Annotated in this window: 25 protein-coding genes; 8 read left to right on the plus strand and 17 right to left on the minus strand. The window is 69.9% G+C overall.

Annotated elements, in window-relative coordinates; genetic code table 11:
* Positions 1–114: 114 nt before the first annotated feature.
* Positions 115–354 (plus strand): YMGG-like glycine zipper-containing protein, encoded by a 240-nt coding sequence (locus BT98_RS26480; protein WP_019461573.1) that lies wholly within the window; start codon positions 115–117, stop codon positions 352–354.
* Between the two features lie 250 nt (positions 355–604).
* Here BT98_RS26480 and BT98_RS0103730 read toward each other — a convergent pair whose 3' ends face one another.
* Positions 605–2,182 (minus strand): 2-isopropylmalate synthase, encoded by a 1,578-nt coding sequence (locus BT98_RS0103730; protein ID WP_019461574.1) that lies wholly within the window; start codon positions 2,180–2,182, stop codon positions 605–607.
* An 867-nt stretch (positions 2,183–3,049) separates the two neighbouring features.
* Here BT98_RS0103730 and mprF point away from each other — a divergent pair.
* Genes mprF through BT98_RS0103745 form a run of 3 tightly spaced genes read left to right on the plus strand, consistent with a single transcriptional unit; the run spans position 3,050 to position 7,357 of the window.
* The gene (gene mprF / locus BT98_RS0103735; protein ID WP_237719379.1) at positions 3,050–5,668 is read left to right on the plus strand and encodes a bifunctional lysylphosphatidylglycerol flippase/synthetase MprF; all 2,619 of its coding nucleotides are present in this window, start codon (positions 3,050–3,052) and stop codon (positions 5,666–5,668) included.
* A gap of 11 nt (positions 5,669–5,679) precedes the next feature.
* Positions 5,680–6,399, plus strand: a complete 720-nt coding sequence (locus tag BT98_RS0103740; protein ID WP_019461576.1) for a virulence factor family protein — start codon at positions 5,680–5,682, stop codon at positions 6,397–6,399.
* Complete coding sequence (locus tag BT98_RS0103745; protein ID WP_019461577.1) at positions 6,389–7,357, plus strand: TraB/GumN family protein; 969 nt, start codon at positions 6,389–6,391, stop codon at positions 7,355–7,357. Before BT98_RS0103740 ends, BT98_RS0103745 begins: the two co-directional genes overlap by 11 nt.
* A gap of 23 nt (positions 7,358–7,380) precedes the next feature.
* Here the strand turns inward: BT98_RS0103745 and puuE are convergent, their stop codons facing one another.
* The 11 genes from puuE to thiS form a co-directional block, all read right to left on the minus strand.
* Positions 7,381–8,325 carry an allantoinase PuuE gene (gene puuE / locus BT98_RS0103750; RefSeq protein ID WP_051004872.1) on the minus strand — a complete coding sequence of 315 codons (945 nt, stop codon included), beginning with the start codon at positions 8,323–8,325 and terminating at the stop codon, positions 7,381–7,383.
* Between the two features lie 197 nt (positions 8,326–8,522).
* On the minus strand, positions 8,523–8,660 hold the full coding sequence (locus tag BT98_RS27120) for a hypothetical protein (RefSeq protein WP_155985195.1): 138 nt from the start codon (positions 8,658–8,660) through the stop codon (positions 8,523–8,525).
* Between the two features lie 5 nt (positions 8,661–8,665).
* Positions 8,666–9,715 (minus strand): ABC transporter ATP-binding protein, encoded by a 1,050-nt coding sequence (locus BT98_RS0103760; RefSeq protein ID WP_019461580.1) that lies wholly within the window; start codon positions 9,713–9,715, stop codon positions 8,666–8,668.
* The gene (locus BT98_RS0103765) at positions 9,712–10,725 is read right to left on the minus strand and encodes an ABC transporter ATP-binding protein (RefSeq protein WP_019461581.1); all 1,014 of its coding nucleotides are present in this window, start codon (positions 10,723–10,725) and stop codon (positions 9,712–9,714) included. Before BT98_RS0103765 ends, BT98_RS0103760 begins: the two co-directional genes overlap by 4 nt.
* The gene (locus tag BT98_RS0103770; protein ID WP_019461582.1) at positions 10,722–11,660 is read right to left on the minus strand and encodes an ABC transporter permease; all 939 of its coding nucleotides are present in this window, start codon (positions 11,658–11,660) and stop codon (positions 10,722–10,724) included. Before BT98_RS0103770 ends, BT98_RS0103765 begins: the two co-directional genes overlap by 4 nt.
* Entirely contained in the window at positions 11,657–12,631 is a 975-nt protein-coding gene (locus tag BT98_RS0103775; protein WP_019461583.1) for an ABC transporter permease, read from the minus strand. Before BT98_RS0103775 ends, BT98_RS0103770 begins: the two co-directional genes overlap by 4 nt.
* Positions 12,632–12,718: 87 nt before the next feature.
* A complete protein-coding gene (locus BT98_RS0103780) occupies positions 12,719–14,290 on the minus strand; it encodes an ABC transporter substrate-binding protein (RefSeq protein WP_037249768.1) in 1,572 nt (523 codons plus the stop codon).
* A gap of 168 nt (positions 14,291–14,458) precedes the next feature.
* Positions 14,459–14,923 carry an Lrp/AsnC family transcriptional regulator gene (locus BT98_RS0103785; RefSeq protein WP_019461585.1) on the minus strand — a complete coding sequence of 155 codons (465 nt, stop codon included), beginning with the start codon at positions 14,921–14,923 and terminating at the stop codon, positions 14,459–14,461.
* 116 nt (positions 14,924–15,039) lie between these two features.
* Entirely contained in the window at positions 15,040–16,170 is a 1,131-nt protein-coding gene (locus tag BT98_RS0103790) for a type III PLP-dependent enzyme (protein WP_019461586.1), read from the minus strand.
* Between the two features lie 476 nt (positions 16,171–16,646).
* Positions 16,647–17,438 (minus strand): thiazole synthase, encoded by a 792-nt coding sequence (locus BT98_RS0103795; RefSeq protein WP_019461587.1) that lies wholly within the window; start codon positions 17,436–17,438, stop codon positions 16,647–16,649.
* Positions 17,439–17,443: 5 nt separating this feature from the next.
* Positions 17,444–17,680, minus strand: coding sequence for a sulfur carrier protein ThiS (gene thiS / locus BT98_RS28585; RefSeq protein ID WP_019461588.1), 237 nt, complete (start codon positions 17,678–17,680; stop codon positions 17,444–17,446).
* A 155-nt stretch (positions 17,681–17,835) separates the two neighbouring features.
* Here thiS and aroQ point away from each other — a divergent pair, with 155 nt between their 5' ends.
* The 4 genes from aroQ to aat all read left to right on the plus strand — a co-directional run bounded on the left by aroQ (position 17,836) and on the right by aat (position 20,982).
* Positions 17,836–18,306, plus strand: coding sequence for a type II 3-dehydroquinate dehydratase (gene aroQ, locus BT98_RS0103805; protein ID WP_019461589.1), 471 nt, complete (start codon positions 17,836–17,838; stop codon positions 18,304–18,306).
* Positions 18,303–18,767 carry an acetyl-CoA carboxylase biotin carboxyl carrier protein gene (accB, locus tag BT98_RS0103810; protein WP_019461590.1) on the plus strand — a complete coding sequence of 155 codons (465 nt, stop codon included), beginning with the start codon at positions 18,303–18,305 and terminating at the stop codon, positions 18,765–18,767. The genes aroQ and accB overlap by 4 nt, the downstream gene beginning before the upstream one ends.
* Positions 18,768–18,779: 12 nt before the next feature.
* Positions 18,780–20,132: an acetyl-CoA carboxylase biotin carboxylase subunit gene (gene accC / locus BT98_RS0103815; RefSeq protein ID WP_019461591.1), complete on the plus strand. Its 1,353-nt coding sequence runs from the start codon at positions 18,780–18,782 to the stop codon at positions 20,130–20,132.
* Between the two features lie 184 nt (positions 20,133–20,316).
* Entirely contained in the window at positions 20,317–20,982 is a 666-nt protein-coding gene (gene aat, locus BT98_RS0103820) for a leucyl/phenylalanyl-tRNA--protein transferase (RefSeq protein ID WP_019461592.1), read from the plus strand.
* On the opposite strand, the gene BT98_RS23150 is transcribed toward aat, so the two are convergent.
* The 5 genes from BT98_RS23150 to BT98_RS0103845 all read right to left on the minus strand — a co-directional run bounded on the left by BT98_RS23150 (position 20,871) and on the right by BT98_RS0103845 (position 26,537).
* Positions 20,871–22,373 carry an alpha,alpha-trehalose-phosphate synthase (UDP-forming) gene (locus BT98_RS23150; RefSeq protein ID WP_081798527.1) on the minus strand — a complete coding sequence of 501 codons (1,503 nt, stop codon included), beginning with the start codon at positions 22,371–22,373 and terminating at the stop codon, positions 20,871–20,873. The two genes, aat and BT98_RS23150, sit on opposite strands and share 112 nt — an antisense overlap.
* A gap of 116 nt (positions 22,374–22,489) precedes the next feature.
* On the minus strand, positions 22,490–23,254 hold the full coding sequence (gene otsB, locus BT98_RS0103830) for a trehalose-phosphatase (RefSeq protein WP_019461594.1): 765 nt from the start codon (positions 23,252–23,254) through the stop codon (positions 22,490–22,492).
* A 73-nt stretch (positions 23,255–23,327) separates the two neighbouring features.
* Complete coding sequence (locus tag BT98_RS0103835) at positions 23,328–24,164, minus strand: NAD kinase (protein ID WP_019461595.1); 837 nt, start codon at positions 24,162–24,164, stop codon at positions 23,328–23,330.
* A 154-nt stretch (positions 24,165–24,318) separates the two neighbouring features.
* Complete coding sequence (locus tag BT98_RS26485; protein WP_019461596.1) at positions 24,319–25,338, minus strand: GNAT family N-acetyltransferase; 1,020 nt, start codon at positions 25,336–25,338, stop codon at positions 24,319–24,321.
* Entirely contained in the window at positions 25,335–26,537 is a 1,203-nt protein-coding gene (locus BT98_RS0103845; protein WP_019461597.1) for a pyridoxal phosphate-dependent aminotransferase, read from the minus strand. Before BT98_RS0103845 ends, BT98_RS26485 begins: the two co-directional genes overlap by 4 nt.
* Between the last annotated feature and the right edge of the window lie 79 nt (positions 26,538–26,616).

Below are 26,616 nucleotides of genomic sequence, written 5' to 3' on the forward strand. Positions count from 1 at the left end.
TGGCAGGGCGTCTCGGCGTGTCTCGAAAATGCAACCGCGCACTGTGCGGCACGTTACCGGGCCGGAAAGCCAAACAGGGATTTGGCTGCAAGAATGCAACGATGGAGCGAAGCCATGCGTAAGTCCACCCTCACCGTCCTGGCCCTGGCGGGACTGACCCTGGGAGCCTGCGGCTACAGCACGGGAGACAGGGCGCTGTCCGGTGGTGCGCTGGGCGGCTTGGCTGGTGCGGGCATCGGGTCACTGTCCGGTAATGCGGGGACCGGTGCGCTGATCGGCGCGGGCGCGGGTGCGATCGGCGGTGCCGCGACCAGTGGCAACGACGTCAATCTCGGCCGGCCGGTCTGGCGGTAGGTAAACGCCACAACCCAGGCTTCCGTTCAGAAAGGCACTGCCTCCGGCCCAACGGCCGGAGGCAGTGCCTTTGTCGTTTCTGCTTCCTGGCATGCGGAAGGAACCGGTTGCGGTTCAACGGCCGGAACCGTCCCGCTGGCGAGTGCAGCCAGGGGGCAGAGGGGTCCGGCCGCACCCATGTCGGACCGGACAGCCCCCCCCGAGATGAAAAGGGCGTCACGGGCGGATCGCTCCGCCCGCGCGCCGCCGGTCAGGCCGTCATCGCTGCCGGAGCGGTGCGCTCGCGCTTCACCAGCAGCTTGTTCAGCGCGTGGATATAGGCGCGGGCGGAGGCGACGATGGTGTCGGTGTCGGAGCCCTGCCCGTCCACCAGCTTGCCGCCTTCCTCCAGCCGCACGGTGACGCGGGCCTGGGCATCGGTGCCGCCGGTGACGGACTGCACGGCGAAGAGGCGCAGGCCCACCTCGTGCGGGAAGGCGGCGCGGATGGCATTGAAGGTGGCGTCCACCGCGCCGTCGCCGACCGCCATGCCCTCATGCGCCTCGCCATCCACCTCCAGCTTCAGCGTCGCCATGGGATGGGTGTGCAGGCCGGCGGTGACGGTCAGCGCGGTCAGCTTGATGCGGTCATGGGTGCGCAGGATCTGGTCGTCCACCAGCGCGACGATGTCCTCGTCATAGACGACCTTCTTGCGGTCAGCGATTTCCTTGAAGCGGGCGAAGGCGTCGTTGAGCTGGTTGTCGCCGACCTCGTAGCCCAGGGCCTTCAGCTTGTCGCGGAAAGCGGCGCGGCCGGAATGCTTGCCCATGACCAGGGAGGAGTTGGTCCAGCCGACGCTTTCCGGCGTCATGATCTCGTAGGTGCCGCGGTCCTTCAGCATGCCGTCCTGGTGGATGCCGGATTCATGCGCGAAGGCGTTGCGGCCGACGATGGCCTTGTTGGGCTGCACGTCGAAGCCCGTGATGGTGGCCAGCAGGCGCGAGGTCTTGAGGATGTTCGACGTGTTGATGCCGGTGACCTTGTTCAGGGCGTTCTGCCGGGTGCGGATCGCCATGGCGACCTCCTCCAGGCTGGCATTGCCCGCGCGCTCGCCGATGCCGTTGATGGTGCACTCCACCTGCCGCGCCCCGGCCTGGATGGCGGCCAGGGTGTTCGCCACGGCCAGGCCCAGGTCATTGTGGTTGTGGGTGGAGAAGATCACCGTGTCGGCGCCCGGCACGCGCTCCCGCAGCATGGTGAAGATGCGGGCCATGTCCTCGGGCACCGCATAGCCGACCGTGTCGGGGATGTTGATGGTGGTGGCGCCGGCCCGGATCGCGGCCTCGACGCAGCGGCACAGGAAGTCGTCCTCGGTGCGGCTGCCATCCTCGGCGGACCATTCCACATCGGCCACGTGCTGGCGGGCCAGGGTGACGGAGGCAGCAACGGCCTCCAGCACCTGCTCCTGCGTCATGCGCAGCTTGGCGCGCATGTGCAGCTCGGAGGTGGAGATGAAGGTGTGGATGCGCGGGCGGGCGGCGGTCTTCACCGCCTCGGCAGCGCGCAGGATGTCCTTGGGCGCGGAGCGGGACAGGCCGCAGATCACGGGGCCGGACTTCGCGAAGCGGTCGGCGATGGACTTCACGCTGTCGAAGTCGCCGGGCGAGGCGATGGGGAAGCCTGCCTCCAGCACGTCGGCGCCCAGCTCGGCCAGGGCGTCCGCCATGCGCAGCTTCTCCTCCAGGTTCATGGAGAAGCCGGGGGACTGCTCGCCGTCGCGCAGCGTGGTGTCGAAGATGATGACCCGTTCGCCCGGGATGGTGCCGAAGGAGGGATGGGTGATGGACATCGGGAGATTCTCGACTGTTCTACCGTGGCTGGGCCGCCGCCGGGGCGTGGTTTCCGGTGGCGGGTGGGCCGGGACGCGGCATCTCGCGCGTCGCACCGGCCCCTGATCCCCGGGAATGAACCCGAGGGGAGATCCCCTGAACGCGGCCGGCGGTGTCCCGCCGGGGTTACGCCCAGGGGCCGGTAAGTCGAAGGAGAAGGAGGCGCGCGCCATCGCAGGCCGGAAGGCCCACGGAAAAGGCAGCGATGTGGCCGCGCGCGGTCATGACGCCAGCGTTAGCAGCACTTGCCGGGCTGGACAACCACTTCCCTTGCGGCTTCTGTCCGCGCCGGAGCGGACCGCCGGTTCCGCCCGGACTGGGCATCCGGTGTTGTCATGGGGGCGGAAAACTTTGGTGTGGCGTTGTCCGCTATGGGGCAGGCGCCCTTGCGATGGGAAAGGCCGAGGGCCATGCAGCCGCGCGAGGGAAGCGGGATCCGTCCCGGGGGAAGGAGGGGGACCAGCCCGGGCAACGGAGCATGGCTGCCGGAAGGATACCGGGGCGCCATACGCGGACGGACCGTGACGGGCGAAGTCCATGATTCGCGGGGATGAGAACTCGGCCCGGCCCCCGGCAGGCCTGGCCGGACCAGGAGTGCGATGCGAAGCAAGGCGGGAATCGGGGATCTGGCGCAGCACCGGAAAGACGGGGGCGAGGCCGGGAATGATGGTCCCATGACGGATCAGCCCGGTCGGGAGCCGCAGGCCCCGCCGGCAGGCGATACCGCCGGGCGGGATGCGCCTCCGGGCGCCGGCAGCGGCGGTGCCCCGGGGGCCTTGTCCGGGGGCTTGGCCCGGGGAAAGATTCCGGACGACGAGGCGGCCGTGGTGCCGGATGCGACGGCGCCCGCCCTGGCTCCGGCCTCGCCCGGCTCCGCCTGGGGGCGGCGGCTGGCCAGGGCCCGGAACTGGCTGCTCGGCGCAGTCTTCCTGGCCCTGGCGGTTCTGGTCATCCTCGCGGTGCGAAGCCTTTCGGCCGAGCTGGACTACGATGCCGTGGTGGAGGCGCTGTCGGGCGCACGGCCGGGCGTGCTGGCGGCCGCCCTCCTCGCCACGGCGGTCAGCTATGCCAGCATGGTGGGCTATGACCGCGCGGCACTGCGCTATGGCGCGCCCGGCACGCCGGTGCCGCTGCGCGTGGCGGCGCTGGCCTCCTTCACAGGCTTCGCGCTGAGCAACACGGTGGGCGTCGGCGCCTTCACCGGCGGCGCGGTGCGCTGGCGGATCTATACCGCGGCCGGGCTGCGGCCCTCGCAGATCACGCGCGTCATCGGCTTCATCGGCGTCTCCTTCGGGCTGGGCGTGGTGGCCGTGGGGGCGGCGGGGCTGATCGCGGGCGCGGGCCATGTGGCGGCCTGGCTGGGCACCTCGGCCGGGCTGCTGCGCGGCATCGGATGGGCGGCGCTGCTGGCCCTGGCCGGGTTCCTGGGCCTTTGCGCGCGGGGCGACACGCTCTCCCTCGGCCGCTTCGCGCTACGCCTGCCCTCGGCGCGGCTGGCCCTGGCGCAGATGGCCGTCTCGGTGGTGGATGTCTGCGCCGCGGCCACGGTGCTCTGGGTCCTGCTGCCGGAAGGGGCGGTGGGCCTGTCCACCTTCCTGCCGATCTATGCCATCGCGCTGGCCCTGGCGCTGATCAGCCACCTGCCCGGCGGCATCGGCGTCTTCGAGGCGGTGGTGCTGCTGGCCTTCCGCGACTCGCCCGTCTCGCTGGACGAGGTCGCGGCGGCGCTGCTGCTCTATCGCATCGTCTACTACGTGCTGCCCCTGGCCCTGGCGGTGGCGCTGCTGGTGCTGCCGGAGGCGCGGCGGGGCGCCAGCCTGGCCGGACGGTCCCGCCCGGTGCGGGCGGCGACGCGGCTGGCGCCGCGCTTCCTGGGGGCGCTGGCCTTCATCGCCGGGGCGGCGCTGCTGATCGGCGGCGTGGCGCCCAGCGGCGAGGACGGGCCGGGGATGCTGGCCCCTGCCCTGCCGGGGCTGCTCTTCGAGGCCTCGCACCTGATCTCCAGCGTCGCGGGGCTGGTGCTGCTGCTGGTCGCGGACCGGCTGGTGCACCGGCTGGACGCCGCCTGGTGGGTCACCACGCTCTGCGCCATCGGCGGGCTGGTGCTCTCGGCCGCGCGCGGCGGCGGGCTCCTGGAGATGGGCTCGCTGCTGCTGCTGCTGCTGGCGCTGCTGGCGACGCGGCACCGCTTCGACCGGCGCACCCGGCTCTTCGCCCAACCCTTCACCCTGCGCTGGCTGGTCGCCGTGGGCTGCGTGGTGGCGGCGGCGGTCTGGCTGCTCTTCTTCGCCAACCGGGACGTGCCCTATTCCAACGAGCTCTGGTGGCGCTTCGAGTTCGACGAGGACGCGCCGCGTGGGCTGCGCGTGACCCTGGCGGCGGCCATGGGGCTGGGCGCGGTGGGGCTCTGGAGCCTGCTGCGCCATGCCCAGGGGCGGCAGGAGGAGCCGAGCCCGGCGATGCTGGAGCGGGCGGCGGAGATCGCCGATGCCCAGGACCGCGCCGACGCACAGCTGGTGCGGATGGGCGACAAGTCGCTGCTCTTCTCGGAGGCTGGCGATGCCTTCGTGATGTACGGGCAGCGCGGGCGTTCCTGGATCGCGCTCTTCGACCCGATCGGGCCGCGCGCCCGCTGGCCGGACCTGATCTGGAGCTTCGTGGAGGCGGCGGACGCCCAGGGCGCGCGGGCGGCCTTCTACCAGGTGAAGGCGGACAGCCTGCCGCTCTATCTCGATGCCGGCTTCCGCCCGATCAAGCTGGGTGAGGCGGCGCGGGTGGAGCTGTCGCGCTTCGACCTCAAGGGACGGGCGCGGGCCAATCTCCGGAACGCACTGAACCGGGCGGAACGGGACGGCATGACGCTCACCGTGCTGCCGCCGGCAGAGGTCCCTGCCCTGCTGCCGGAGCTTCGCGTCGTGTCGGATGCCTGGCTGGCATCGCACGAGACGCGGGAGAAGGCCTTCTCCCTCGGGGCCTTCGTGCCGCACTACGTCTGCGCCCAGCCGGTGGCGGTGGTGCGGGACGGCACGGGGCGGATGGTGGCCTTCGCCACCCTGTCTGAAACGCCGGTGACCCGGGCGGAGGCCTCGGTGGACCTGATGCGGCACCTGCCGGACGCGCCGGGCGGCACCATGGACTTCCTGTTCATACGGCTCCTGCTGCGCGCCAAGGAGCTGGGCTACCGGAACTTCGACCTGGGCATGGCGCCGCTGTCTGGCCTGGCCGCGCACCGGCTGGCGCCGCTCTGGCACCGGCTCGGCGGCTGGGTCTTCCGGCGGGGCGAGCGGTTCTACAATTTCCGTGGCCTGCGCGCCTTCAAGGAGAAGTTCGACCCGGTCTGGGAGCCGCGCTACCTCTGCGCGGCCGGGGGGCTCGACCCCTGGGTCGTGCTGGCCGATGTGGCGGCGCTTCAGGCGGGCGGCTTGCGCGGAGTGGTGGGCAAATGAGACGGCGTGGCGTGACGCGTGACCCGGTGCAGCGGCGGGCGCTGGTGCTGTCGGTGCTGGCGGGCTGCCTCCTGGCCGGCGAGGCCCAGTCGCCGGGGACGCGGGACCACTTCCCGTATCTGGTGGAGATCCCGGCCGATCCGGTGCGCTTCGACAGCTTCGCCCTGATCATCTCCGGCGATGGCGGCTGGGCGGACCTGGACCAGCAGCTCGGCGAGATCCTGCAGAGCCGCGGCATGTCCGTGTTGGGCTGGGATGCGCTGAACTACTTCTGGAAGCACCGGAAGGCGGAGGAGGTGGCGCAGGATCTCGACAAGGCGATCCGCACCTATTCCGAGCTGTGGAACCTGCCGCGCGTGGTGCTGATCGGCTTCTCCTTCGGGGCCGATGTGATGCCCTCCGCCTATAACCGCCTGCCGCCCGAAACGCAGGAGAAGGTGGCGCTGATCTCCCTGCTCTCCACCTCCAAGGACGTCGATTACGAGGTGACCGCCTCGGGGTTCATCGGCATGGGCGGTTCCGACGAGATCCCGATCGGGCCGGAGATGGCGCGGATGGACCAGACCAAGGTCCAGTGCGTCTATGGAGAGGAGGAGGCGGACGAGACAGGCTGCCTGCTGCTCGACCCGAAGAAGGCCCAGGTGATCCGCACCGCCGGCGGGCATCATTTCGACGAGGACTACGCCAGGCTGGCGGACCGCATCCTGGCGAGGCTGGCCGATGCGAGCTGACCGGCGCGGCCTGTGGCAGGCCGGGGCGGCGCTGGCGCTGCTGGCCGGGTCCTCCCGCCTGGGGACGGTCCGGGCCGGGGCGCCGGACGGGAAGACGGCGGAGACGGGGCTGCTGGCCTTCCGCATGATGCCCCTGGGAGGCAGCCCGGGAGGCGCTCCGGATCGTGCCGGAACCCCGCAGGGGCCGGTGAGCTTTGTCCTGCCCAGTTCGCACGCCCCGGACCCGAGGCTGCCACGGCTGCCGGTGGAGCGGCTCCTGGCCGGGGTACGGCTGGTGCTGACCGAGAGCGGCTATGCCCCCGGCGAGGAGGCGGGCGACGAGCTGTTCCGGCCGGAAGGGGACTGGCCCGCGCTGGCGGCGCTGAGCCCGGCGGAATGGGCGGCCTTGCGGCGCAACGCGGCCTGCCGGGGGCTGGAGGAGGGGGTGGCGCGGCTGCGACCGATCCTGCTGCTGTCCGTCGCCCGGGAAGCCTGCCCCGCCCCCGGCGCCGGCCGGGCGGGCCGTTCGCCGGAGGACTGGCTGAGCGGCGCGGCCCGGGCGATGGGCCTGCGCACCGGGGCACTGGAAAGCGTGGGGGAGAGCATGGCGGCGGCGGATGCCGTGCCGGAGGCGGTCTATCTGGGCGCGCTGCGCCGGGCGCTGGCCGATCCCGCGAGCGTGGCGGCGGAGGACCGGGCGCTGCAGCGCGCCTATGAGGATGGCGACCTGAACGAGGTCCGGCGCCTGACCGTGGCGGCCATGGGTGGGAACGAGGCCGGACGTGCGGCCTTCGACCGCATCGTGATCAGCGCCCGCAGCCGGCGGATGGCGGCGCGGCTGGCCGAGGCGGCCACGGCCCTGCCCGTGGTGGCGGTGGTGGGCGCGGCGCATCTGGCGGGGTCGGACGGGATGCTCGCGCTGCTCCAGGCCCAGGGTTTCCGGCTGGAGGCCTTCCGGATGCGGCTGGCGCCCGGATAGGGCGCCAGCCATTCCCGCGCGGCTCAGGCCGGCGGGTGTTCCTTCCACCAGTGCCGGGCGATCTCGGCGCGGGTGCAGACCCAGACATCGGGACAGGCCACGACGTGGTCCAGGAAGCGCGCCAGGGCGGCGGCGCGGCCGGGGCGGCCGACGAGGCGGCAATGCAGGCCGACGCTCATCATGCGCGGCGTGGTCCGGCCTTCTTCCCGCAGGAAATCCAGCGAGTCCTTCAGATAGGCGGTGAAGGCGTCGGTGGTGCCGAAGCCGGGCGGCACCGCGAACTTCATGTCGTTGTTGTCGAACGTGTAGGGGATGACGAGGTGCGGCTTGCCGTTCACCGGCACGTAGTGCGGCAGGTCGTCGTCATAGGCATCCGAGTCGTAGAGGAAGCCGCCATGCTCGGCGACGAGGCGGCGGGTGTTGCCGCTGATGCGGCCGGTGTACCAGCCGACCGGGGTGGTGCCGGTGGTCTGTTGCACCGCCGCGATGTTGCGGGCGATGTGCTCGCGCTCCGTGGCCTCGTCCACCTCGGCGTAGTTGATCCAGCGGTAGCCGTGGCAGGCGATCTCGTGCCCGGCCTCGGCGAAGGCCTGGCCGGCGGCGGGGTTCAGCTCCAGTGCCCGGCCCACGCCATAGACGGTGAGCCGCAGGCCGCGCTCGCGGAACAGGCGCAGCACGCGCCAGACGCCGACGCGGGCGCCGTAGTCGAACTGGCTTTCCGTGCTCTCGTCGCGCATGCCGCGTCGGGGCTGGCCACCCGGGACCTCGTGCAGATAGGCCTCGGTGATCGGGTCACCGTTCAGCGGCGTGTTCTCGCCGCCTTCCTCGTAGTTCAGGACGAAGGACAGGGCGACGCGGGCGCCGTTGGGCCAGCGCGCATCGGGCGGGTTGGGGCCATAGCCCGTGAAATCCCGGGGGAAACCGCTCTCGGCGGCCAGGATGGTGCCGCCGGTCTTGCCGTCGCTCATGCTCTCGTCCTTCGGGTTCTCGTCCGTCGGGTCCCGGCCCATCCGCCGGTGCATCCCCCGGCGGCATGGCCGCAATCCTGTGGCGGAACCCTGTTCATGGGGGCGGCCAGGCGCCCCGGAAGGCGGCCTGGCCGGACCCTGTTCCTGTCGGGCTGGCGAGGGAAGCGCAAGGCCCCTGCCCGCCCGTCCACCAGGGTTCAGCGCGCGTTGAAGCCGGCGCCGCCGCCGACATAGGCGCCACGTGTCGTGCCGTCATTGGCGGGCCGCTGGCAGGCCGCCAGGGGCAGAACCCCCAGAGCCAGGACAGCGAGAGCCAGCAGGAGCCGGGATGCCATGCCGGTCACGCCGCCGGAAGGTCGTTCAGGTGGCAGCGCGAACGATGCCCCGGCGCAACCTCCTTCAGCGCGGGCACCTCCAGCCGGCAGCGTTCGAAGGCGTGCGGGCAGCGCGGGTGGAAGTGGCAGCCCTTGGGCGGGTTCAGCGGCGAGGGAATCTCGCCCTGGACCACGGCGAAGCTCTTCTTGCGCGCCTCGATGCGCGGCACGGCGCCGAGCAGCGACTGGGTATAGGGGTGGTTGGCGCGGGCGAAGACCTCCTCGGCCGGCGCCTCCTCCACCACCCGGCCGAGATACATGATCACGACCCGGTCGCTCAGATGCTCCACCACGCCCAGGTCGTGGCTGATGAAGAGGTAGGTGAGGTCCAGATCCTGCCGCAGGCGCATGAAGAGGTTCAGCACCTGGGCCTGGATCGAGACGTCCAGCGCGGCCACGGATTCGTCGCAGACCAGGAATTCCGGCTGCACCGCCAGCGCGCGGGCGATGCCGATGCGCTGGCGCTGGCCGCCGGAGAACTGGTGCGGGTAACGGCGCTTGTAGGCCGGGTCGAGGCCGGCGCGACGGAGCTGATCGTCCACATAGGCATCGAGGCCGGAGCGTGTGGTCATGCCATGGACCAGCGGCGCCTCGCCCACGATGTCGGCGACCCGCAGGCGCGGGTTCAGCGAGGACATCGGGTCCTGGAAGATCATCTGCGCGCGCAGCTTGGCCTCGCGCGCCTCCCTGGCGGAGAGCGTGCTGCGGTTGCGGCCGCGCCAGAGGATCTCGCCATCCGAGGGCGGCAGGATGCCGGCCACCATGCGGCCGAGCGTGGACTTGCCGCAGCCGGATTCGCCGACGAGGCCGACGACCTCGCCCTTGCGGATGGTGAGATCGACCTTGTCCACGGCATGGACGGTTTCCTCGCGCACCGGGGCGCCGAGCTTCTTCGCGATCCGCCCGGCGAAGTCGAGGGTCTTGCTGAAGCGGCGGGAAACGCCCTTCACCTCGATGATGGGTGTCTCCAGGGCCGTCGGGGCAGCCGCGTCGGGACGGGCGAGCGTGGTGCTCATGCGGCCTCCGCGCGTTCGAAATGGGGGAAGAAGCAGCGGGCCCAGCGGTTGGGCAGCTTCTCGTCCAGGAGCGGATATTCGCGGCACTTCTCGGCCGCGCGGGGGCAGCGCGCCTGGAAGGGGCAGCCGGGCGGCAGGCTGAGCAGCGAGGGCGTCATGCCCGGGATCTGCCGCAGCGGCTCGCCCCGTCGGTTGCGCGAGGGCACGGAGCCCAGCAGCCCGACCGTGTAGGGGTGCAGGGGCGCGTCCAGCGTCTCCCCCACATCGCCGTATTCGACGACGCGGCCGGCATACATCACCGCCAAGTCGTCGGCGAGGCCGGCGACCACGGAGAGGTCGTGCGTGATCCAGATCAGCGAGGTGCCGGTATTGGCGGCGAGCTTCTGCACCTCGGCCAGGATCTGGCCCTGGATGGTGACGTCGAGCGCGGTGGTGGGCTCGTCCGCCACGATCAGCTCCGGGCGGTTCAGCAGGGCGATGGCGATGGCCACGCGCTGCCGCATCCCGCCGGAGAACTGGTGCGGATAGGATTTCAGGCGCTCGTCCGGGCTCGGGATGCCGACCATGCCCAGCGTGTCGCGGGCCCGCTGCCGGGCATCCTCGCGCGAGATCTTCTCGTGCGCCTGTAGCGTCTCGATCATCTGGGTGTCGATGCGCAGAACCGGATTGAGCGTCATCATCGGGTCCTGGAAGATCATGGCAATGCGGTTGCCGCGAAGCTGCCGCATCTCCTCCTCCGGGATGGTGGCGAGGTCGCGGCCCTGGAACAGGACGTGACCGCCCACCACGCGGCCCGGCGGATCGACCAGGCGCATAATGGAGAAGCCGGTGACCGACTTGCCGGAGCCGGACTCGCCCACGAGGCCCAGCACCCTGCCGCGGCCGACGGAGAAGGAGACGCCGTCCACCGCCTTGATCACGCCCGCACGGGTGAAGAAGTGGGTCTGGAGGTCGCGGACCTCCAGCGTCGCGGCGGCACTGGTGGCCGGAACTTGGATGGCGGCGCTCATTTCTGCAGCCTCGGGTTCAGCACGTCGCGCAGATGGTCGCCCACGAGGTTGATCGAGACGATGGTCACCAGCAGCGCGATGCCGGGGTAGAAGGAGATCCAGTACTTGCCCGAGAGCATGTACTCGTAGCCGTTGGAGATCAGCAGGCCGAGCGAGGGCTCGGTGATGGGCACGCCGAGGCCGAGGAAGGACAGCGTCGCCTCCAGCGCGATGGCGCGGGCCACCTGCATGGTGCCGACCACGATCAGCGGCGGCAGGCAGTTCGGCAGCAGGTGGCGGAAGATGATGCGGTGCGTCGGCAGGGCGAGGCACTGCGCCGCCTCGATATACTCGCGCCGCCGTTCCACCAGCGCCGTGCCGCGCACGGTGCGGGCGTAGTAGGCCCATTCCACGATGATCAGCGCCAGCACCACGTTCATGACGCCCTTGCCGAGGAAGGCCAGGATCATCAGCGCGGCGAGGATCGAGGGGAAGGAGAGCTGGAGGTCCACCAGCCGCATGATGAAGGTGTCGGTGCGGCCGCCGGCATAGGCGGCGAGCATGCCGAGCGATGCCCCCACCAGCGCGGCGCAGATGGCCGAGCCGGCGCCCACGATCAGGCTGATGCGCAGGCCGTAGAGGATGCCCGAGAGCATGTCGCGGCCCTGGTCGTCCGTGCCGAGCCAGTAGGTCATGGTGCCGTCGGCGTTCTGCGAGCCGGGCTCCAGCCTTCCGTCCATGATGTCGAGCTGGGCGAGGTCGTAGGGGTTCTGCGGGGAGATCCAGGGGGCGAGGATGGCCAGCAGCACGATGATCGTGAAGACGATCAGCCCGAACATCGCCAGCCTGGAGGCAGCGAAGTCGCGGACGAAGCGCTTGAAGGGGGTCTCGACCTTCGGCGCGGGCGGGGCGGCGGCCGGGGCGGTGGCCCCGGGCTTGGCGGCGGTGGCGCTCATGCCTTGCCCTCCAGCCGGACGCGCGGATCAAGCGCGGAATACATCAGATCCACGGTCAGGTTGATGATGATGAACATGAAGACGATGATCATGAGATAGGCCACGATCACGGGACGATCGAGCACGTTGATGCTGTCGATGATCAGCTTGCCCATACCCGGCCAGGCGAAGACGCTTTCCGTCACCACCGAGAAGGCGATGGTGGAGCCGAGCTCCAGCCCGACCACGGTGATCACCGGGATCAGGATGTTCTTGAAGACGTGCACGAAGATCACGCGGCTGTTGGTCAGGCCCTTGGCGCGCGCGAACTTCACGAAGTCCATCAGCATGGTCTCGCGCACGCCGGCGCGGGTCAGGCGCACCACGAGGGATATCTTGAACAAGGCGAGGTTCAGCGCCGGCATGGCCATGTGCGCCAGCCCGTCCCGGGTCAGGAAGGACCACTGCACCCCCAGCAGCTCCGCCGTCTGGCCGCGGCCGGTGGAGGGCAGCCAGCCGAGCTGCACGGCGAAGACCATGATCAGCATCAGCCCGACCCAGAAGGTCGGCAGCGAGAAGCCCAGGATGGAGCCGGCCATGATGCCCGAGGAGATCGGCGAGTGCGGCTTCAGCCCGGCATAGAGGCCAAGCGGGATGCCGATGACCAGCGCCAGGAAGGTGGCGCCGAGGGCGAGTTCCAGCGTCGCGGGCATGCGCTGCAGGATCAGTTGCAGGGCGGGCTCGTTGAACACGAAGCTGCGGCCCAGGTCGCCATGCAGGGCGTTGCCGAGAAAGGAGAGGTACTGCATCCAGAGCGGCAGATCGAGGCCGAGCGCCTTGATCGCCCGCTCGCGCTCCATCTGGTCCGCGTCGGGGCTGATCAGGATCTCCACGGGGTCGCCGATGGCATAGACGCCGACAAAGACGATCACCGACATCGCCAGCATCACGAGGGCCGCCTGGATCAGCCGGCGCAGGAGGTAAACGGTCATGGATTCAACTCGTCATGGTCCCGGACGGCGCGGATGGACCACGCCGCCGGGCTGGAAGTTCCGTGCGGAGGTGCACGACCCGCCCATTTATTGGGCAGAGGGGCGGATATCCTGCGCCCGGGTCAGCTCGTCGGCGCGCGCCTCGTGCACCAGTCCGGGGCGCATCGCCCAGATGTTCTTCTGGATGTGAATCGGGATGATCCCCACGTCGTCGAGCGCGATCTGGCTGGCTTCGCGCAGCAGCTGCTCGCGCTTGTCGTCATCCAGCGTTTGCAATGACTGTGCCAGCTTCGCGTCCATGGCGGGGTTGCTGTAGGAGCCCCGGTTGGAGGTGCCCCAGCCCTTCTCCGGCGTCGGGGTGGCGAGCAGGGCGCGCAGCGGCGAGGTCGCCTCGCCGGAGGAGATGCCCCAGCCGACGAGGCCGACCGCGATCTCCCGCCGGGCCGCCTTCTGCACATAGGCGGCCCAGGGCTGGGCATCGACCTGGGTGCGGACGCCGATCCGGGCCCACATCTGGCCGATCGCCTGGATGATGCGGGCGTCGTTGATGTAGCGGTCGTTGGGGCCGCTCAGCACGATGTGGAAGCCGTCCGGATAGCCGGCCCCGGCGAGCAGCTTCTTCGCGCCCTCCGGATCCGCCTTGGCGGGTTGCAGGCCAGGGAGCGTGCCGAAGGCGCCGATGGAGAGGAACTGCGCGGTCGGGGCGGCGGCGCCCTCCATGACGCGCTGGGCGATCGCCTGCCGGTCGATGGCCATCGACAGCGCCTGACGGACCTTGAGGTCCTTGAGCGGGTTCTTGTCCAGCACCTTGCCGGCATTGTCGGTGATGACCGGCGACTGGGCGTGCAGGTGGTCCATGAACAGGAAGATCAGGCGCAGCCCGTCCGCCTCGCTCATCCGCACGCGGCTGTCCTTGGACAGCTTGGCGATGTCGCTGGTCGGCACCTGGTCGATGAAGTCCACATCGCCCGAAAGCAGCGCCGCGGTGCGGGCGCCGTCATTCGAGATCATGCGGTAGTTGACCTTCTTCCAGGCCGGCTTCTCGCCGAAATAGTTGTCGTTGCGTTCGTAGACGATGCGGTCGCCGTTGCGATAGGCGGTGACGCGGAAGGGACCGGTGCCGATGGCGACCTTGAGGCTGTTGAAATCCTCGGTCCCGGCGCCCTGGTGCGTCTCGCGGTCCAGCATCTCGACCTGGGCGAGGTCGGTGGCCAGCAGCGGATAGGGGCCGTCCGTGTGCAGGCGGATCGTCAGCGGATCGACGATCTCCACCCGCTTCACCCCGCGCGTGTAGATGGCATAGGAGGAGGGGCTGTTGGGGACGTTGGGCACGCGTTCCAGCGTGAAGGCCACGTCCTCGGCGGTGAAGTCGTTACCGTTATGGAACTTCACCCCGGGGCGCAGCTTGAACTCCCAGGCATCCTCGGCCACCGGCTTCCAGCTCTCGGCCAGGCGCGGCTGCAGCCGGCCCTTGGCGTCGAAGGTGGTCAGGCTGTCGAAGAGCATGTCCGCCACGGCGTAGTTCGGCGACAGCGCATGGTAGTGGGGGTCGAGCGAAGTGACCGGGGCGCCGACCGCGAGGTTCAGCTCCTGCGCCCGGCCGGGGCCCGTCAATGCCACAAGGGCGGCGAAACCCGCCGCCACGAGACGAACTGTCATGTCCAAGGGAGCTCCCGACAACTTCGGACGCGAATGTGTCTATGCTGCGGGGTTCTAGCAGCCCTGCAATGCTGTCGCCAGCTTTCGGACGAAATGAGGACAAATTATCGTCAAAAGATCGCAGGGCGAAACATTCCGGACGAACATGAACGCCGGCGGTGGGGAGGGTCAGTCCTCGTCGGCTTCCGCCACCGGCAGGATGGAGGTTTCCTTGGCCGTGGCGGTGGCCACGATGGTCTCGGTCCGCTCCACGCCGGGAAGCGTGCGGATCTCGCGGTCCACGAACTGCTCCAGGGTGGCAAGATCGGGCAGGCGCAGCTTGAGCAGCCAGGACCAGCCGCCGGTCACCGCATGACATTCGAGGACCGGCTCCAGGGCCTGCACGGCCTCCCGGAAATCGGCGGCGTCGCGGCCGGCGCGCATGCCGACGAAGACGAAGGCGAGGAGCGGGCAGCCGATCGCGGCCGGGTCCAGGTCGGCCCGCCAGCCGCGGATGGTGTGGCGCTCCTCCAGCCGCTTGACCCGCTCGGCGGTGGCGGAAACGGACAGGCCGGCGATCTTGGCGAGTTCCGCGAGCCCGGCCGCCCCATCCTGTTGCACGGCGATAAGGATATTGCGGTCGATCTCGTCCATGACCACAGCCTAGCCCGGCTTGTCACATTCGGAAAAGACGAACAGCCCGGCTTGCCGCAAAGGCAGGCCGGGCCACGGGTCCTGGGCCGGGGAGGGAAGCCCCTCCCCCGCCAGCGTCAGACGTAGTGCTCAGCCAGCGGCGCGAAGCCGTTGAAGCGCTGGCTGGCATAGGTCGTCACATAGGCGCCGGTGGCCAGCAGCTCGATCCGGTCCCCGGCATCGAGGGCCAGCGGCAGGCGGTAGTTGGACTTCTCGTAAAGGGTGTCGGTGCTGTCGCAGGTCGGCCCCGCGATCGTCACCGGCCCCTCGTCCTCGCCATCATGCGGGGTACGGAAGTCGTACTTGATCGACTCGCCTTCTGTCTCGGCCAGGCCGCCGAAGCGGCCGATGTCGAGATAGACCCAGCGGACCGGGTCGTCCTCGGCCTTGCGGGAGACCAGCACGACCTCGGCGGAGACCACACCCGCGTCGCCGACGATGAAGCGGCCCGGCTCGATCACGATATCCGGCAGGGCATTGCCGAAATGCTGTGCCATCGCGCCCATGATGGCGGCGCCGAAGGTGTCGATCTCCGGCACCTCGGCACGGTAGCGGACCGGGTAGCCGCCGCCGAGGTTCACCATGCGCACCTTCACGCCTGCTTCCTGAAGGTCGGTGAAGAGCATGGCGGCCTTGGCGATCGCCGCCTCGTAGGCGGTGGTCTTGGTCTGCTGCGAGCCGACATGGAAGGAGAGGCCGAAGGGGTCGAGGCCGAGCTCGGCGGCCTGGATCATCAGCGCCTTCGCCATCTCGATCTCGCAGCCGAACTTGCGGCTGAGCGGCCATTCCGCACCGTCATTGCCGACCAGGATGCGGCAATAGACGCGGGAGCCGGGGGCCGAGCGGGCGAGCTTCTTCAGCTCCCCCTCGGAATCGAAGGCGAACATGCGGATGCCGCGGTCGAAGGCCGCCTTGATGGCGGATTCCTTCTTGATGGTGTTGCCGTAGGAGATGGACTCCGGCGCCGCGCCCGCGTCGAGACAGGCCGAGATCTCCTCGTAGGAGGCGGCATCGAAGCTGGAGCCCAGGCCGACCAGGCGGTCCAGGATCGGCGCGGCAGGGTTGGCCTTCACCGCGTAGTAGATCCGGGACTGCGGCATGGCGGCCTGCAGGCGGCGGTAGTTCTCCTCCACCCGATCCACGTCGAGGACGAGGCAGGGAGTGGCCGGCGCGGCGTCGCGCAGGAATTGGGCGATCTTGGGGGTCATCGCGGCACCCTCCCAGAAAGCGGCAGGGCAGCCGCCTTTCCGGCGGCCGGCCCTGTCAGCGTTGCGAACGGTCGAACGAACCAGCGACCAAAGGTTGCCAGGACGCTTGACGTCGTTGCGTAACCACCCAGGGCCAGAGGCACGTGCGTACTGCGTTGGAGGGGCAGATAGAGGCGGCGGGCACAGGGCACAAGTGGCAAAACCGGCCCCAGCCGTTTTTTTTCCGCAGAACGAGCTAGCGGGCCGGAAACCCCTCCCATGTTTTCCTTGGCCGTCCGGCTTATTCACCGGCCGTTCATAGTTTTGGCCGGGGGTCTTCCGGTCGGACCGGCGCCTATCGCAGGTCTGTCACGAGACTGGTGCAAACCTGTTCCGGGCGACCGGGAATCGGGGCGTCCAGAGGCAATCCAGGCGGGAGAAAGGCGGCGTCGCGAGGGCAGCCGGGAGACGGGCGCAGCCCCTCCCCCGGCCACGGATCAGCGGATCAGGCCACCGGTCGGGGAAGAAGGGTCGGCGGCGTAGTTGCGCGGCATCCGGCCGGCGAGGAAGGCATGGCGTCCGGCCTCCACCGCCGCCTTCATGGCCCGCGCCATGCGAACCGGGTCCTTCGCATGGGCGATGGCGCTGTTCAGCAGCACGGCGTCGCAACCCAGCTCCAGGGCGAAAGCGGCCTCGGAGGCGGTGCCGATGCCGGCATCCACCAGCACAGGCACCCTGGCCTGCTCCTTGATGGCGCGGATCATGAAGGGGTTGGCCACGCCCAGGCCGGAGCCGATCGGGGCGCCGAGTGGCATGATGGCGACGCAGCCCATTTCCTCCAGCCGCTTCGCCGCCACCGGGTCGTCGGCGCAATAGACCATGACCTCGAACCCGTCGGCGATCAGGGCCGCGGCAGCCTCCAGCGTCGCCTGCATGTCCGGGTAGAGGAAGGGTGGCGGGCCCAGCACCTCCAGCTTCACCAGGTTCCAGCCCCCCGCCTCACGCGCCAGGCGCAGGGTGCGGACGGCATCCTTGGCGGTGTGGCAGCCGGCGGTGTTGGGGAGATAGGTATAGCGGTCGGGAGGCACGAAATCCTGCAGCATCGGCGCACCGGGGTCGGACAGGTTCACCCGCCGCACCGCCACCGTGACGATCTCGGCGCCGGAGGCCTCGATGGCCTCGGCCGTCTCCTCCAGCGACTTGTAGCGGCCGGTGCCGACGATCAGGCGGGAGCGGAAGCGGCGGCCGGCCACCTCCCAGCTGTCATCCGCCGTCCGAATACCGTCCATATGCCTCAGCCTCCGCCGATGAAGTGCACGATTTCCAGGGAATCTCCCGCCTCCAGCCGCGTCGCGGCATAGGTGGAGCGCGGCACGATCTCCTCGTTCCGCTCCACCGCGACCTTGCGGGTGTCGAGGCCCAGCTCGGCCAGCAGCGCGACCAGGCTGGCTCCTTGCGGAAGGTGGCGTGCTTCGCCGTTGACCGTGACCCGGATCGTGTCCGGCCGGGTGGCGGAGGTGATCTCTGACATGGGTCGGATGTGGCGCGCTCCCGGGCGGGACGCAAGCACCCCGCATGCAGCCCGGAAGGCGGCTCCGCGGGTTTCTCGCATATGCGAAGATGCAGGCCGTGCTTGCCCCATCCCTCGCACCCTGCTAGCCCCGCGCGGTTCAAGAGGTCACAACCTTGTCCCCGCCCCTGATCGCCGTTCTGAACGGCCCCAACCTGAACCTGCTCGGCACCCGTGAGCCCAAGATCTACGGGGCCGATACGCTCGACGACATCGAGGCGCTGTGCGCCGAGGTCGCGGACCAGGAAGGGCTGGCCATCGACTTCCGCCAGACCAACGGCGAGGGCGAGCTGGTGTCCTGGGTTCAGGAATGCCGCGGGCGGGCATCCGGGATCGTGATCAACCCTGCTGGCTACTCCTTCACCTCCATCGCCCTGCTGGATGCCCTCGTGGCCGTCCGGCTGCCGGTGATCGAGGTCCACCTCACCAACATCCACCGGCGGGAGGCGTTCCGGCATGTCTCCTACGTTTCCCGCGCGGCGACCGGCGTGATCTGCGGGCTGGGACCCCAGGGCTATGCCCTGGCACTCCGGGCCATGACGGACATGCTGGCGACCGCACAGAACGAACTGGACGACGACGCATGAGCGGCCTTTCCTTCTCCCCCGACGCCATCAAGGCACTCGCCGAGATCCTGCGACAGACCGATCTGACCGAGATCGAGCTGGTCGAGAAGGACAGCCGCATCCGCGTGGCCCGAGAGGTGACCGTGGCCGCCCCGGTGGTGACCCAGATGGCTGCCCCGGCGATGCAGGCCGTGCCGGCCCCCGTTTCCGCCCCGCCGCCGGCTGCCGCCGAAGCGCCGTTGTCGCATGCCAATGCGGTGACCTCGCCCATGGTGGGCGTGGCCTATCTCTCGCCAGAGCCGGGGGCGGCACCCTTCATCACCCAGGGCCAGCACGTGAGCGCCGGGCAGACGCTGCTGCTGATCGAGGCGATGAAGACCTTCAACCAGATCAAGGCCACCAAATCCGGCACCGTGACCCGTATCCTGATCGAGAACGGGACCCCGGTGGAATTCGGCGAGCCGCTGATGGTGATCGAGTAAGGACGCGGCCACGTGTTCCGCAAGATCCTGATCGCCAACCGGGGCGAGATCGCGCTCCGCATCCACCGCGCCTGCCAGGAGATGGGCATCCGCACGGTGGCGGTGCATTCCACCGCCGACGCCACGGCGATGCATGTGCGCCTCGCCGACGAGAGCGTCTGCATCGGCCCGCCCTCGCCGCGCGAGAGCTACCTGAACGTCGCCAACATCCTGGCGGCGGCCACCATCACGGGGGCGGAGGCGATTCACCCGGGCTATGGCTTCCTGTCGGAGAATGCCCGCTTCGCCGAGATGGTGGAGGCGCATGGCCTGACCTTCATCGGCCCGACCGCGGAACATATCCGCATGATGGGCGACAAGATCGCCGCCAAGGACGCGATGCGGCGCCTGGGCGTGCCGCTGGTGCCGGGCTCGCCCGGCGCGCTGGCCTCCATCGACGAGGCACGCGAGATCGCCGACCAGATCCTGTACCCGGTGCTGATCAAGGCGGCGGCGGGCGGCGGCGGGCGCGGCATGAAGGTGGCGCGTTCGGCGGACGAGCTGGAGGAAGCCTGGCAGGTGGCGCGCACCGAGGCCAAGGCGGCCTTCGGTGACGATGCCGTGTACATGGAGAAGTATCTCGACCGGCCCCGGCACATCGAGATGCAGGTCCTGGCCGACAACCATGGCAATGTGGTGCATCTGGGCGAGCGCGACTGCTCGCTGCAGCGGCGCCACCAGAAGCTGGTGGAGGAGGCGGGCAGCCCCGTGTTGACCGCCGCCGACCGGGAAGCCCTGGGCACCACGGTGACGGCGGCGCTGAAGCAGCTCGGCTACCGCAATGCCGGCACGCTGGAATTCCTGTGGCAGGACGGGCAGTTCGCCTTCATCGAGATGAACACCCGGTTGCAGGTCGAGCATCCCGTCACCGAGATGGTCTGCAACATCGACCTGGTGAAGGAGCAGATCCGCATCGCGGCGGGCGAGAAGCTCGGCTATGAGCAGAAGGACATCCGCTTCCAGGGCCATGCGATCGAGTGCCGCATCACGGCCGAGGACCCGCTGACCTTCGCGCCGAGCCCGGGGCGGGTCACGACCTTCCACGCGCCGGGCGGGCTGGGGGTGCGCATGGATAGCGCGCTCTATGCCGGCTACAACGTGCCGCCCTATTACGACAGCCTGGTGGCCAAGCTGATCGTCTATGGCGCGAACCGGCAGGAGGCGATCGCCCGCGCCCGCCGCGCCCTGGACGAGACGGTGGTGGACGGCATCAACACGACGCTGACCCTGCACCAGAAGATCATGGACGACCCGGAATTCCAGTCCGGCGACTACACGATCCATTGGCTGGAGAAGTTCGTGGCGCGCGAGGTCGAGGGGACCTGACCCCTCCGCTTCCGGGCGGGCCGCGCGTGGTGCCGCCCGGGAGGCGGGCCTTTGCGCCCCCTCGCTCCGGGAGCCCTGGCTCCGGGACTTTTCCGGGGCGGCACGGCGCCGGAGGGCGGCTCCCGGAATCGGGAAGCACGGCAGGTGGTGCAGTGCGGCGCGGACCGTGCCAGGATGGGCGCCGATGAGCCGGCGCGGGATCGCGATCACCCCTGACCTTGTCCTGCGCGCCTATGCCGCAGGGCTTTTCCCGATGGCGGAGGGCCGGGCATCCAACCGGCTCTTCTGGCTGGACCCGGAGCAGCGGGGTATCCTGCCGCTGGAGAATTTCCACCTGCCGCGCCGTCTCGCGCGTACGGTGCTGTCCGGCCGCTTCACGGTGACGGCGGACCGGGCCTTCGCCGAGGTGCTGGCAGGCTGCGCCGCCCCGGCCCCCGGCCGCGAGGATTCCTGGATCAATGCGGAGGTGGAGGCGCTCTTCAACGAGCTGCACCGGCTCGGCCATGCGCATTCCATCGAGACATGGCAGGACGGGAGGCTGGTGGGCGGTCTCTACGGTATCAGGCTGGGCGGGGCCTTCTTCGGGGAGAGCATGTTCTCCCGCGAGACGGATGCCTCGAAGACCGCCCTGGTACATCTGGTGATCCGCCTGCGACGCGGCGGCTTCACCCTGCTGGATACACAGTTCCTGACCTCGCACCTCGCCCGCTTCGGCGCGGTCGAGGTGCCGCAGGCGGACTACAAGGCACGACTGGCGAGTTCGCTGCGGGTGCTGGCGCGGTGGGAGCGCGAACTGCCCGCCGAGGAGGTCGAGTACTGGGTCCGCGACCTGAGATCCGGTTCCGGCTGAGGTTCGGCCCGCGTCGCGTCGGGGTCTTCCAGCGCCTCCAGGAAGGCCCTGGCCCAGACGCCGACATTCTGGGTTTCCAGCCTGCGATACATGGCGGCGTGCCGCTCCCGCCGCTCCTCAATGGGCATTTCCAGGGCGTTGTGGATGGCCGAGGCGACGCCCACGGGGTCGAGCGGGTTGACCTGCAAGGCCTCCGGCATGTTCTCGGCCGCGCCGGCGAAGCGGGACAGCACGAGGACGCCGGGATTCTCCGCGTCCTGCGCCGCCACATATTCCTTGGCGACGAGGTTCATGCCGTCGCGTAGCGGCGTTACCAGCCCGACCTTGGAGACGCGATAGAAGCCGGCGAGGCAGTCGCGGGACAGGGCGCGGGCGACATAGCGCACGGGCGTCCAGTCCGGATCGGCATAGTCGCCATTGATCGTGCCGGCGAGGCGGTCGATCTCCCGCCGCAGGTCGCGGTAGCTCTCGATGTCGTCGCGGGACTTGGCGGCGATCTGGAGATAGGTGACGTGGCCGCGATGCTGCGGGTATTCCGCCAGCAGGGCGGCAAAGGCGCGTAGCCGCTCCGGCAGGCCCTTGGTGTAGTCCAGCCTCTCCACGCCAATCACGAGGTCACGGTGGCCGAGGCTGGCGACGAGGCGGCGGGTTTCCGACCCGCGCGCAGCACGGGCGGCTGTCTCGTTGAACTCCCGGGTGGCGATGCCGATGGGATGGGCCTGCAGCCGTGTTTCGCGGCCCCGGAAGCGGACCGTCTCGTCGGCCGGCACCTGCATGCCGGTGCCCTGGTTCATGCAGTCGATCAGGCCCTGGAGGTCGCGGCGCGACTGCACGCCCACGAGGTCATAGGCCAGCAGGTCGTGCAGAAGCCGGTCGGAATCGGGGAGTGCGGAGAAGAGCGCCCAGGGAGGGAAAGGAATGTGGTGGAAGTAGCCGATGCGCTGCTTCGCCCCCATGGCCCGCAATTCGGCACCGAGGGGGATGAGTTGGTAGTCATGCACCCAGATCGTGTCGTCCGGGCGCAGATGCGGAAGGAGGCGGCGGGCGAATTCGCGGTTCACGTCGCGATAGACCTCGGCCTGCTGCCGGTCGTAGGTCAGGAGGCCGAGGCGGAAGTGGAAGAGCGGCCAGAGAACGCCGTTGGCATGGCCGACATAGAAGCCGCGGTACTGGTCGTCCGTCAGGTCGAAGACGGTGTAGTCCACCCCGGAGCGCCGGACCGTCTTGGCCGGGCCGGGTTCCTCGCCGACGACATGGCCGCTCCAGCCGAACCACATGCCGCCGCGGGCCTTGAAGGCCTCCTTGAGGGCAACCGCGAGGCCACCCGCCGCCGGGGGGTCGTCCCGCTTCGGCACGGCCACACGGTTGGATACGACGACTAGGCGTCCCACAGTCCCTCCTCCCAGATCTTCCTGATCATTCCGATCGGTGAAATGAACCGCTTCCCCATGGGAAGAACGACGCGCGGACAGGCGCGGTTTCGCATTGGCGGCGTCATGGGGGTGCGTCAGCCCCCGCCGGCCGGACGCGGTCCCTGCCCCGCCTCCAGCGCATCCGCGGCCCGGGCGAGCCAGGCGCGGAAGCGCGCGGGCTGACCGGAGAAGTCCTCCGGGATACGGTAGCCGATGCCGTCCATGGCATAGGCGGCGGTGATCCCGTCCTCGTCCGTCACGTCATCGCCCACGAAGATCGGCTTGCGCCCCGCGAAGGCGGCACGGGCCATGAGGCGGTGGACGGCCTTGCCCTTGTCGGCGAAGCGCGGGCGGACCTCGTAGGCGGCATGGGCCGGGACGACGCGGAAGCCCTCCGGCAGCTCGGCCGCCATGGCTTCCGCCAGGGCATGGGCGGCCTCGCCGGCCTCGGGCGCCAGGCGGTAATGCAGCACCAAGCCGTGGCGCTTGTGCTCGGCCAGGGCACCGGGATGGGCGGCGGCGAAGCGGTCGGCGGCCTCCCGCCAGGCGGCGGGCGGGGATGGCAGCGGCGGCGAGGCCGCGTCCGACGGATCGAGCACCGCCCCGTGCTCGGTGGCCACGACGAGGCCGGGAACGGGCAGGAAGCCGCGCACGACCTCCAGCCCCCGGCCCGTCACGATCGCCAGCGCGCCGCCTAGCGCGACGGACAGGCGCTGGAGCACCGAGGGCAGGTCGGGTGGCACCACCACGAGATCCGGGCGCGCCGCGATCTCGACCAGCGTGCCGTCGAAATCGAGGAAGAGGGCGGATTCGGGACCGGGGAGAGGCGGCAGGCCAGCCTCTGGAATCACGTCAGCCATGAGGCGTTCCTCTTCCGAGGGAAGTGTGGCGGGCGCAAGGCGAATGAGGCGGGAATGACAGATTCTTGTAGGGTCAGACCGTGAATTGTTCCGCGACGATGCGCTCGCTGAGGCCGTGATCGGGATCGAAGAGCATGGTCAGCGCCACGCTCCTGTCCTCGCGCACCTCGACACGGGTCACGTCGCGGACCTCGGTGTAGTCCGCCACGGCGGCGACGGGGCGCTTCTCGTGTTCCAGGATGTCGAAGATCACCACGGACTCGGAGGGCAGCAGCGCGCCGCGCCAGCGGCGGGGGCGGAAGGCGCTGATCGGCGTCAGCGGCAGGAGGTTGGCGCCGAGCGGCACGATGGGGCCATGCGCGGAAAGGTTGTAGGCGGTGCTGCCGGCCGGGGTGGAAACGAGGATGCCGTCGCAGATCAGCTCGGCGAGGCGGATCTTGCCGTCCACGGTGATGCGGATCTTGGCGGCCTGGCGCGTTTCGCGCAGCAGGTTCACGTCGTTGATGGCGAGGCCGGTCTGCGTCTCGCCCCTGGCGTCGGTGGCCAGCATCCGCAGCGGATGCAGCACCGCCGCCTGGGCAGCGGCGAGGCGCTCCGGCAGGTCGTCCCCGCGGAACTCGTTCATCAGGAAGCCGACGCTGCCGCAGTTCATGCCATAGACCGGCAGGTTGCGGCCCAGCAGCTTGTGCTGCGTTTCCAGCATGCAGCCATCGCCGCCCAGCGCCACGACCACGGCGGCCTCATCGGGCTGGGCATCGCCATAGCGCGCGATCAGGCGGGTCCGGGCGGCGACCGCCTTCTCCGACCCGGCACAGAGAAAAGAGATGCGGCCCGTCAGGTCCGGCGGCAGCGGGGAGACGGGTTCGCCACCGGGCAGGCCGGCGTTCAGGAGGCCGGTATCGGGTCCCATCTCAGCGGCCCCGGCATCCGGGCGGCGGCGATCGGCGCATGGTCGGGGTCCTTCGCTCCTGCGGCAGGGACATAGGACGCTGCCCGGACGGCGCCCGCAAGCCCGGGCGGCGGGCCAGCCGGGCCGGGAAAGGCGGCGGCCGGGGGCGGGTAGCTCAGAGGGCCTTCCAGAACAGGGTGGTGCCGTGCGGCACGCCCTGGGCATCGAGCGCATAGCCGGGGATACGGCCCGCCTCGGTCCAGCCCATCTCGCGGTAGAGTGCCTCGGCCGGGCCGTCGCTGCGGGTGTCGAGGGTCAGCAGCCGGCGGCCGACGCCGCGCGCCGCCTGCTCGGCCTTGCGCATCAGGGCGCGGGCGATGCCGCGCCGACGGAAGGCCGGGTCCACCAGCAGCTTCGCGATCTCGGCACGGTGCGGCTGGTTGGCCGGCGTGTCGAGGACGAGCTGCACCGTGCCGGCGATCTGCCCCTCCGACCAGGCGGCGAGAAGAAGGCGCTTGCCGGTGGCGACGTCGGAGGAAACGTTACGCCAGAAGGAGCGCGCCGTCTCCTTCGGGAGCGGCGGCAGGAAGGAGACCGAGGCGCCGGAAGCGACGCAGGCCACCAGGATGGCGGCGAGGCGGCGCTCGGCGCTGGCGGCGGCCGCGGCATCCAGGGCCTCCACGACGAGGCCGCGGGCCGGCTTGGCGTAGCGGAATTCCAGCGAGTTGGAGATGTCGTCCAGGATGCGGATCGAGCCGGAGCGGACATAGCCCCGCTTCTCGTAGAAGGCATGGGCGGCGTCGAAGCGCGTGTCCGTCCAGAGTACGAGGCGCTCCGCCCCGGCATCGAGCGCGCGCCTTTCGCCGAGGTCGAGCAGCTGGTGCGCCAGGCCGGTGCCGCGCTGGTCGCGGCGGACATAGACGCGGCAGATCTCCCAGGCATTGTCGGAGCCGAGCGGGCGGACGGCGACCATGCCGACCACCTCGCCGCCCTGATCGGCCGTCCAGACGGCGCCGCCCACCTTGCCGAAATGCGTGACCAGGGCACGAAGCTCGGGATTCTCGCCGTCCACGTCCAGGATGCAGTTCGGGTATTCCGCCCAGGCCTCGCCGATCAGGCGGATGAAGCCCTCCGCGTCGCTGTCGGCGCCCTCGCGGATCCGAACGGGACGGATGATGGCGCCGCCGTCGCTCACGAAAGGCCCCGGCAGAAGCGGTCGATGCGGGCGCAGGCCTCGGCGAGCTGCTCCATGCCCGTGGCATAGGAGAGGCGCAGATAAGGGCTCATGCCATAGGCCGCGCCGGCGACGGTGGCGACGTGCTGTTCCTCCAGCAGGGCCATGGCGAAGTCGGTGTCCGTTTCCAGATGCCTGCCGCCCGCCGTGGTGCGGCCCAGACAGCCTCCGATGTTGGGAAAGAGGTAGAAGGCGCCCTCGGGCTTGTGACAGGCGATGCCGGGGATCGTGTTCAGCCTCTCGACCAGGAAGTCGCGGCGCTCGCGATAGGCATGCGCGCGCTCGGCCACCAGATCCTGCGGCCCTTCCAGCGCGGCGGTGGCCGCCGCCTGGCCGACGGTGGAGACGCCGCCGGTGAGATGGCCCTGCATCGTCACCATGGCCTTGATCAGCGGCGCCGGGCCGCCGGCATAGCCGATGCGCCAGCCGGTCATCGCATAGGTCTTGGAGACGCCGTTCAGCGTCAGCACGCGATCCTTCAGCCGGGGCTCGACCTCGGCGATGGTGCAGAACTCGAAGTTGTCATAGACGAGGTGCTCGTACATGTCGTCGGACATGATCCAGACCTGCGGGTGGCGCAGCAGCACCTCGGCCAGGGCCTGCATCTCCGCGCGGGAGCAGGCGGCGCCGGTCGGGTTGTTCGGGAAGTTCAGCACCAGCCACTTGGTCCTCGGCGTGATGGCCGCCTCCAGATCCTCCGGCCGCAGCTTGAAGCCGTTGTTCTGCGGGCAGGAGACGAAACTCGCGTCGGCGCCGGCCAGCTTCGCCTGCATGGCGTAGCTGATCCAGCAGGGCGAGGGGATCAGCACCTCGTCGCCGGCGTCACATGTGGCGAGGAAGGCGTTGGTGATGATCTGCTTGCCGCCATTGGCGACCATGATCTCGTTCAGCGCGTAGTCGAGCTTGTTCTCGCGCCGGAACTTGCGCTGGATCGCCTCCTTCAGCGCGCGGATGCCATCCTGCGGCGGATATTTGGTCAGCCCTTCGAGCGCGGCGCGGTTCGCGGCCTCGATGGCGTGCGGGGGCGTGGCGAAATCGGGCTCGCCGACGGTGAGGCTGATGACCTGATGGCCCTGGGCCTTCATCTCGCGCGCCTTGATGGACATGGCCACGGAGGGGGCGACCGGGATTTCCGTCAGGCGGGTGGCGAGGGCGGGCATGGTCGGATCAGTCTCGGCAGGAGGCGGGTTGGGAACGGAGGGACGCGCGGGAGGTGGTGGGACCGGGCGAGACCTGCCT

It is taken from the genome of Roseomonas mucosa ATCC BAA-692 (assembly GCF_000622225.1).
In the GTDB taxonomy this organism is placed as follows: Bacteria; Pseudomonadota; Alphaproteobacteria; order Acetobacterales; family Acetobacteraceae; genus Roseomonas; species Roseomonas mucosa.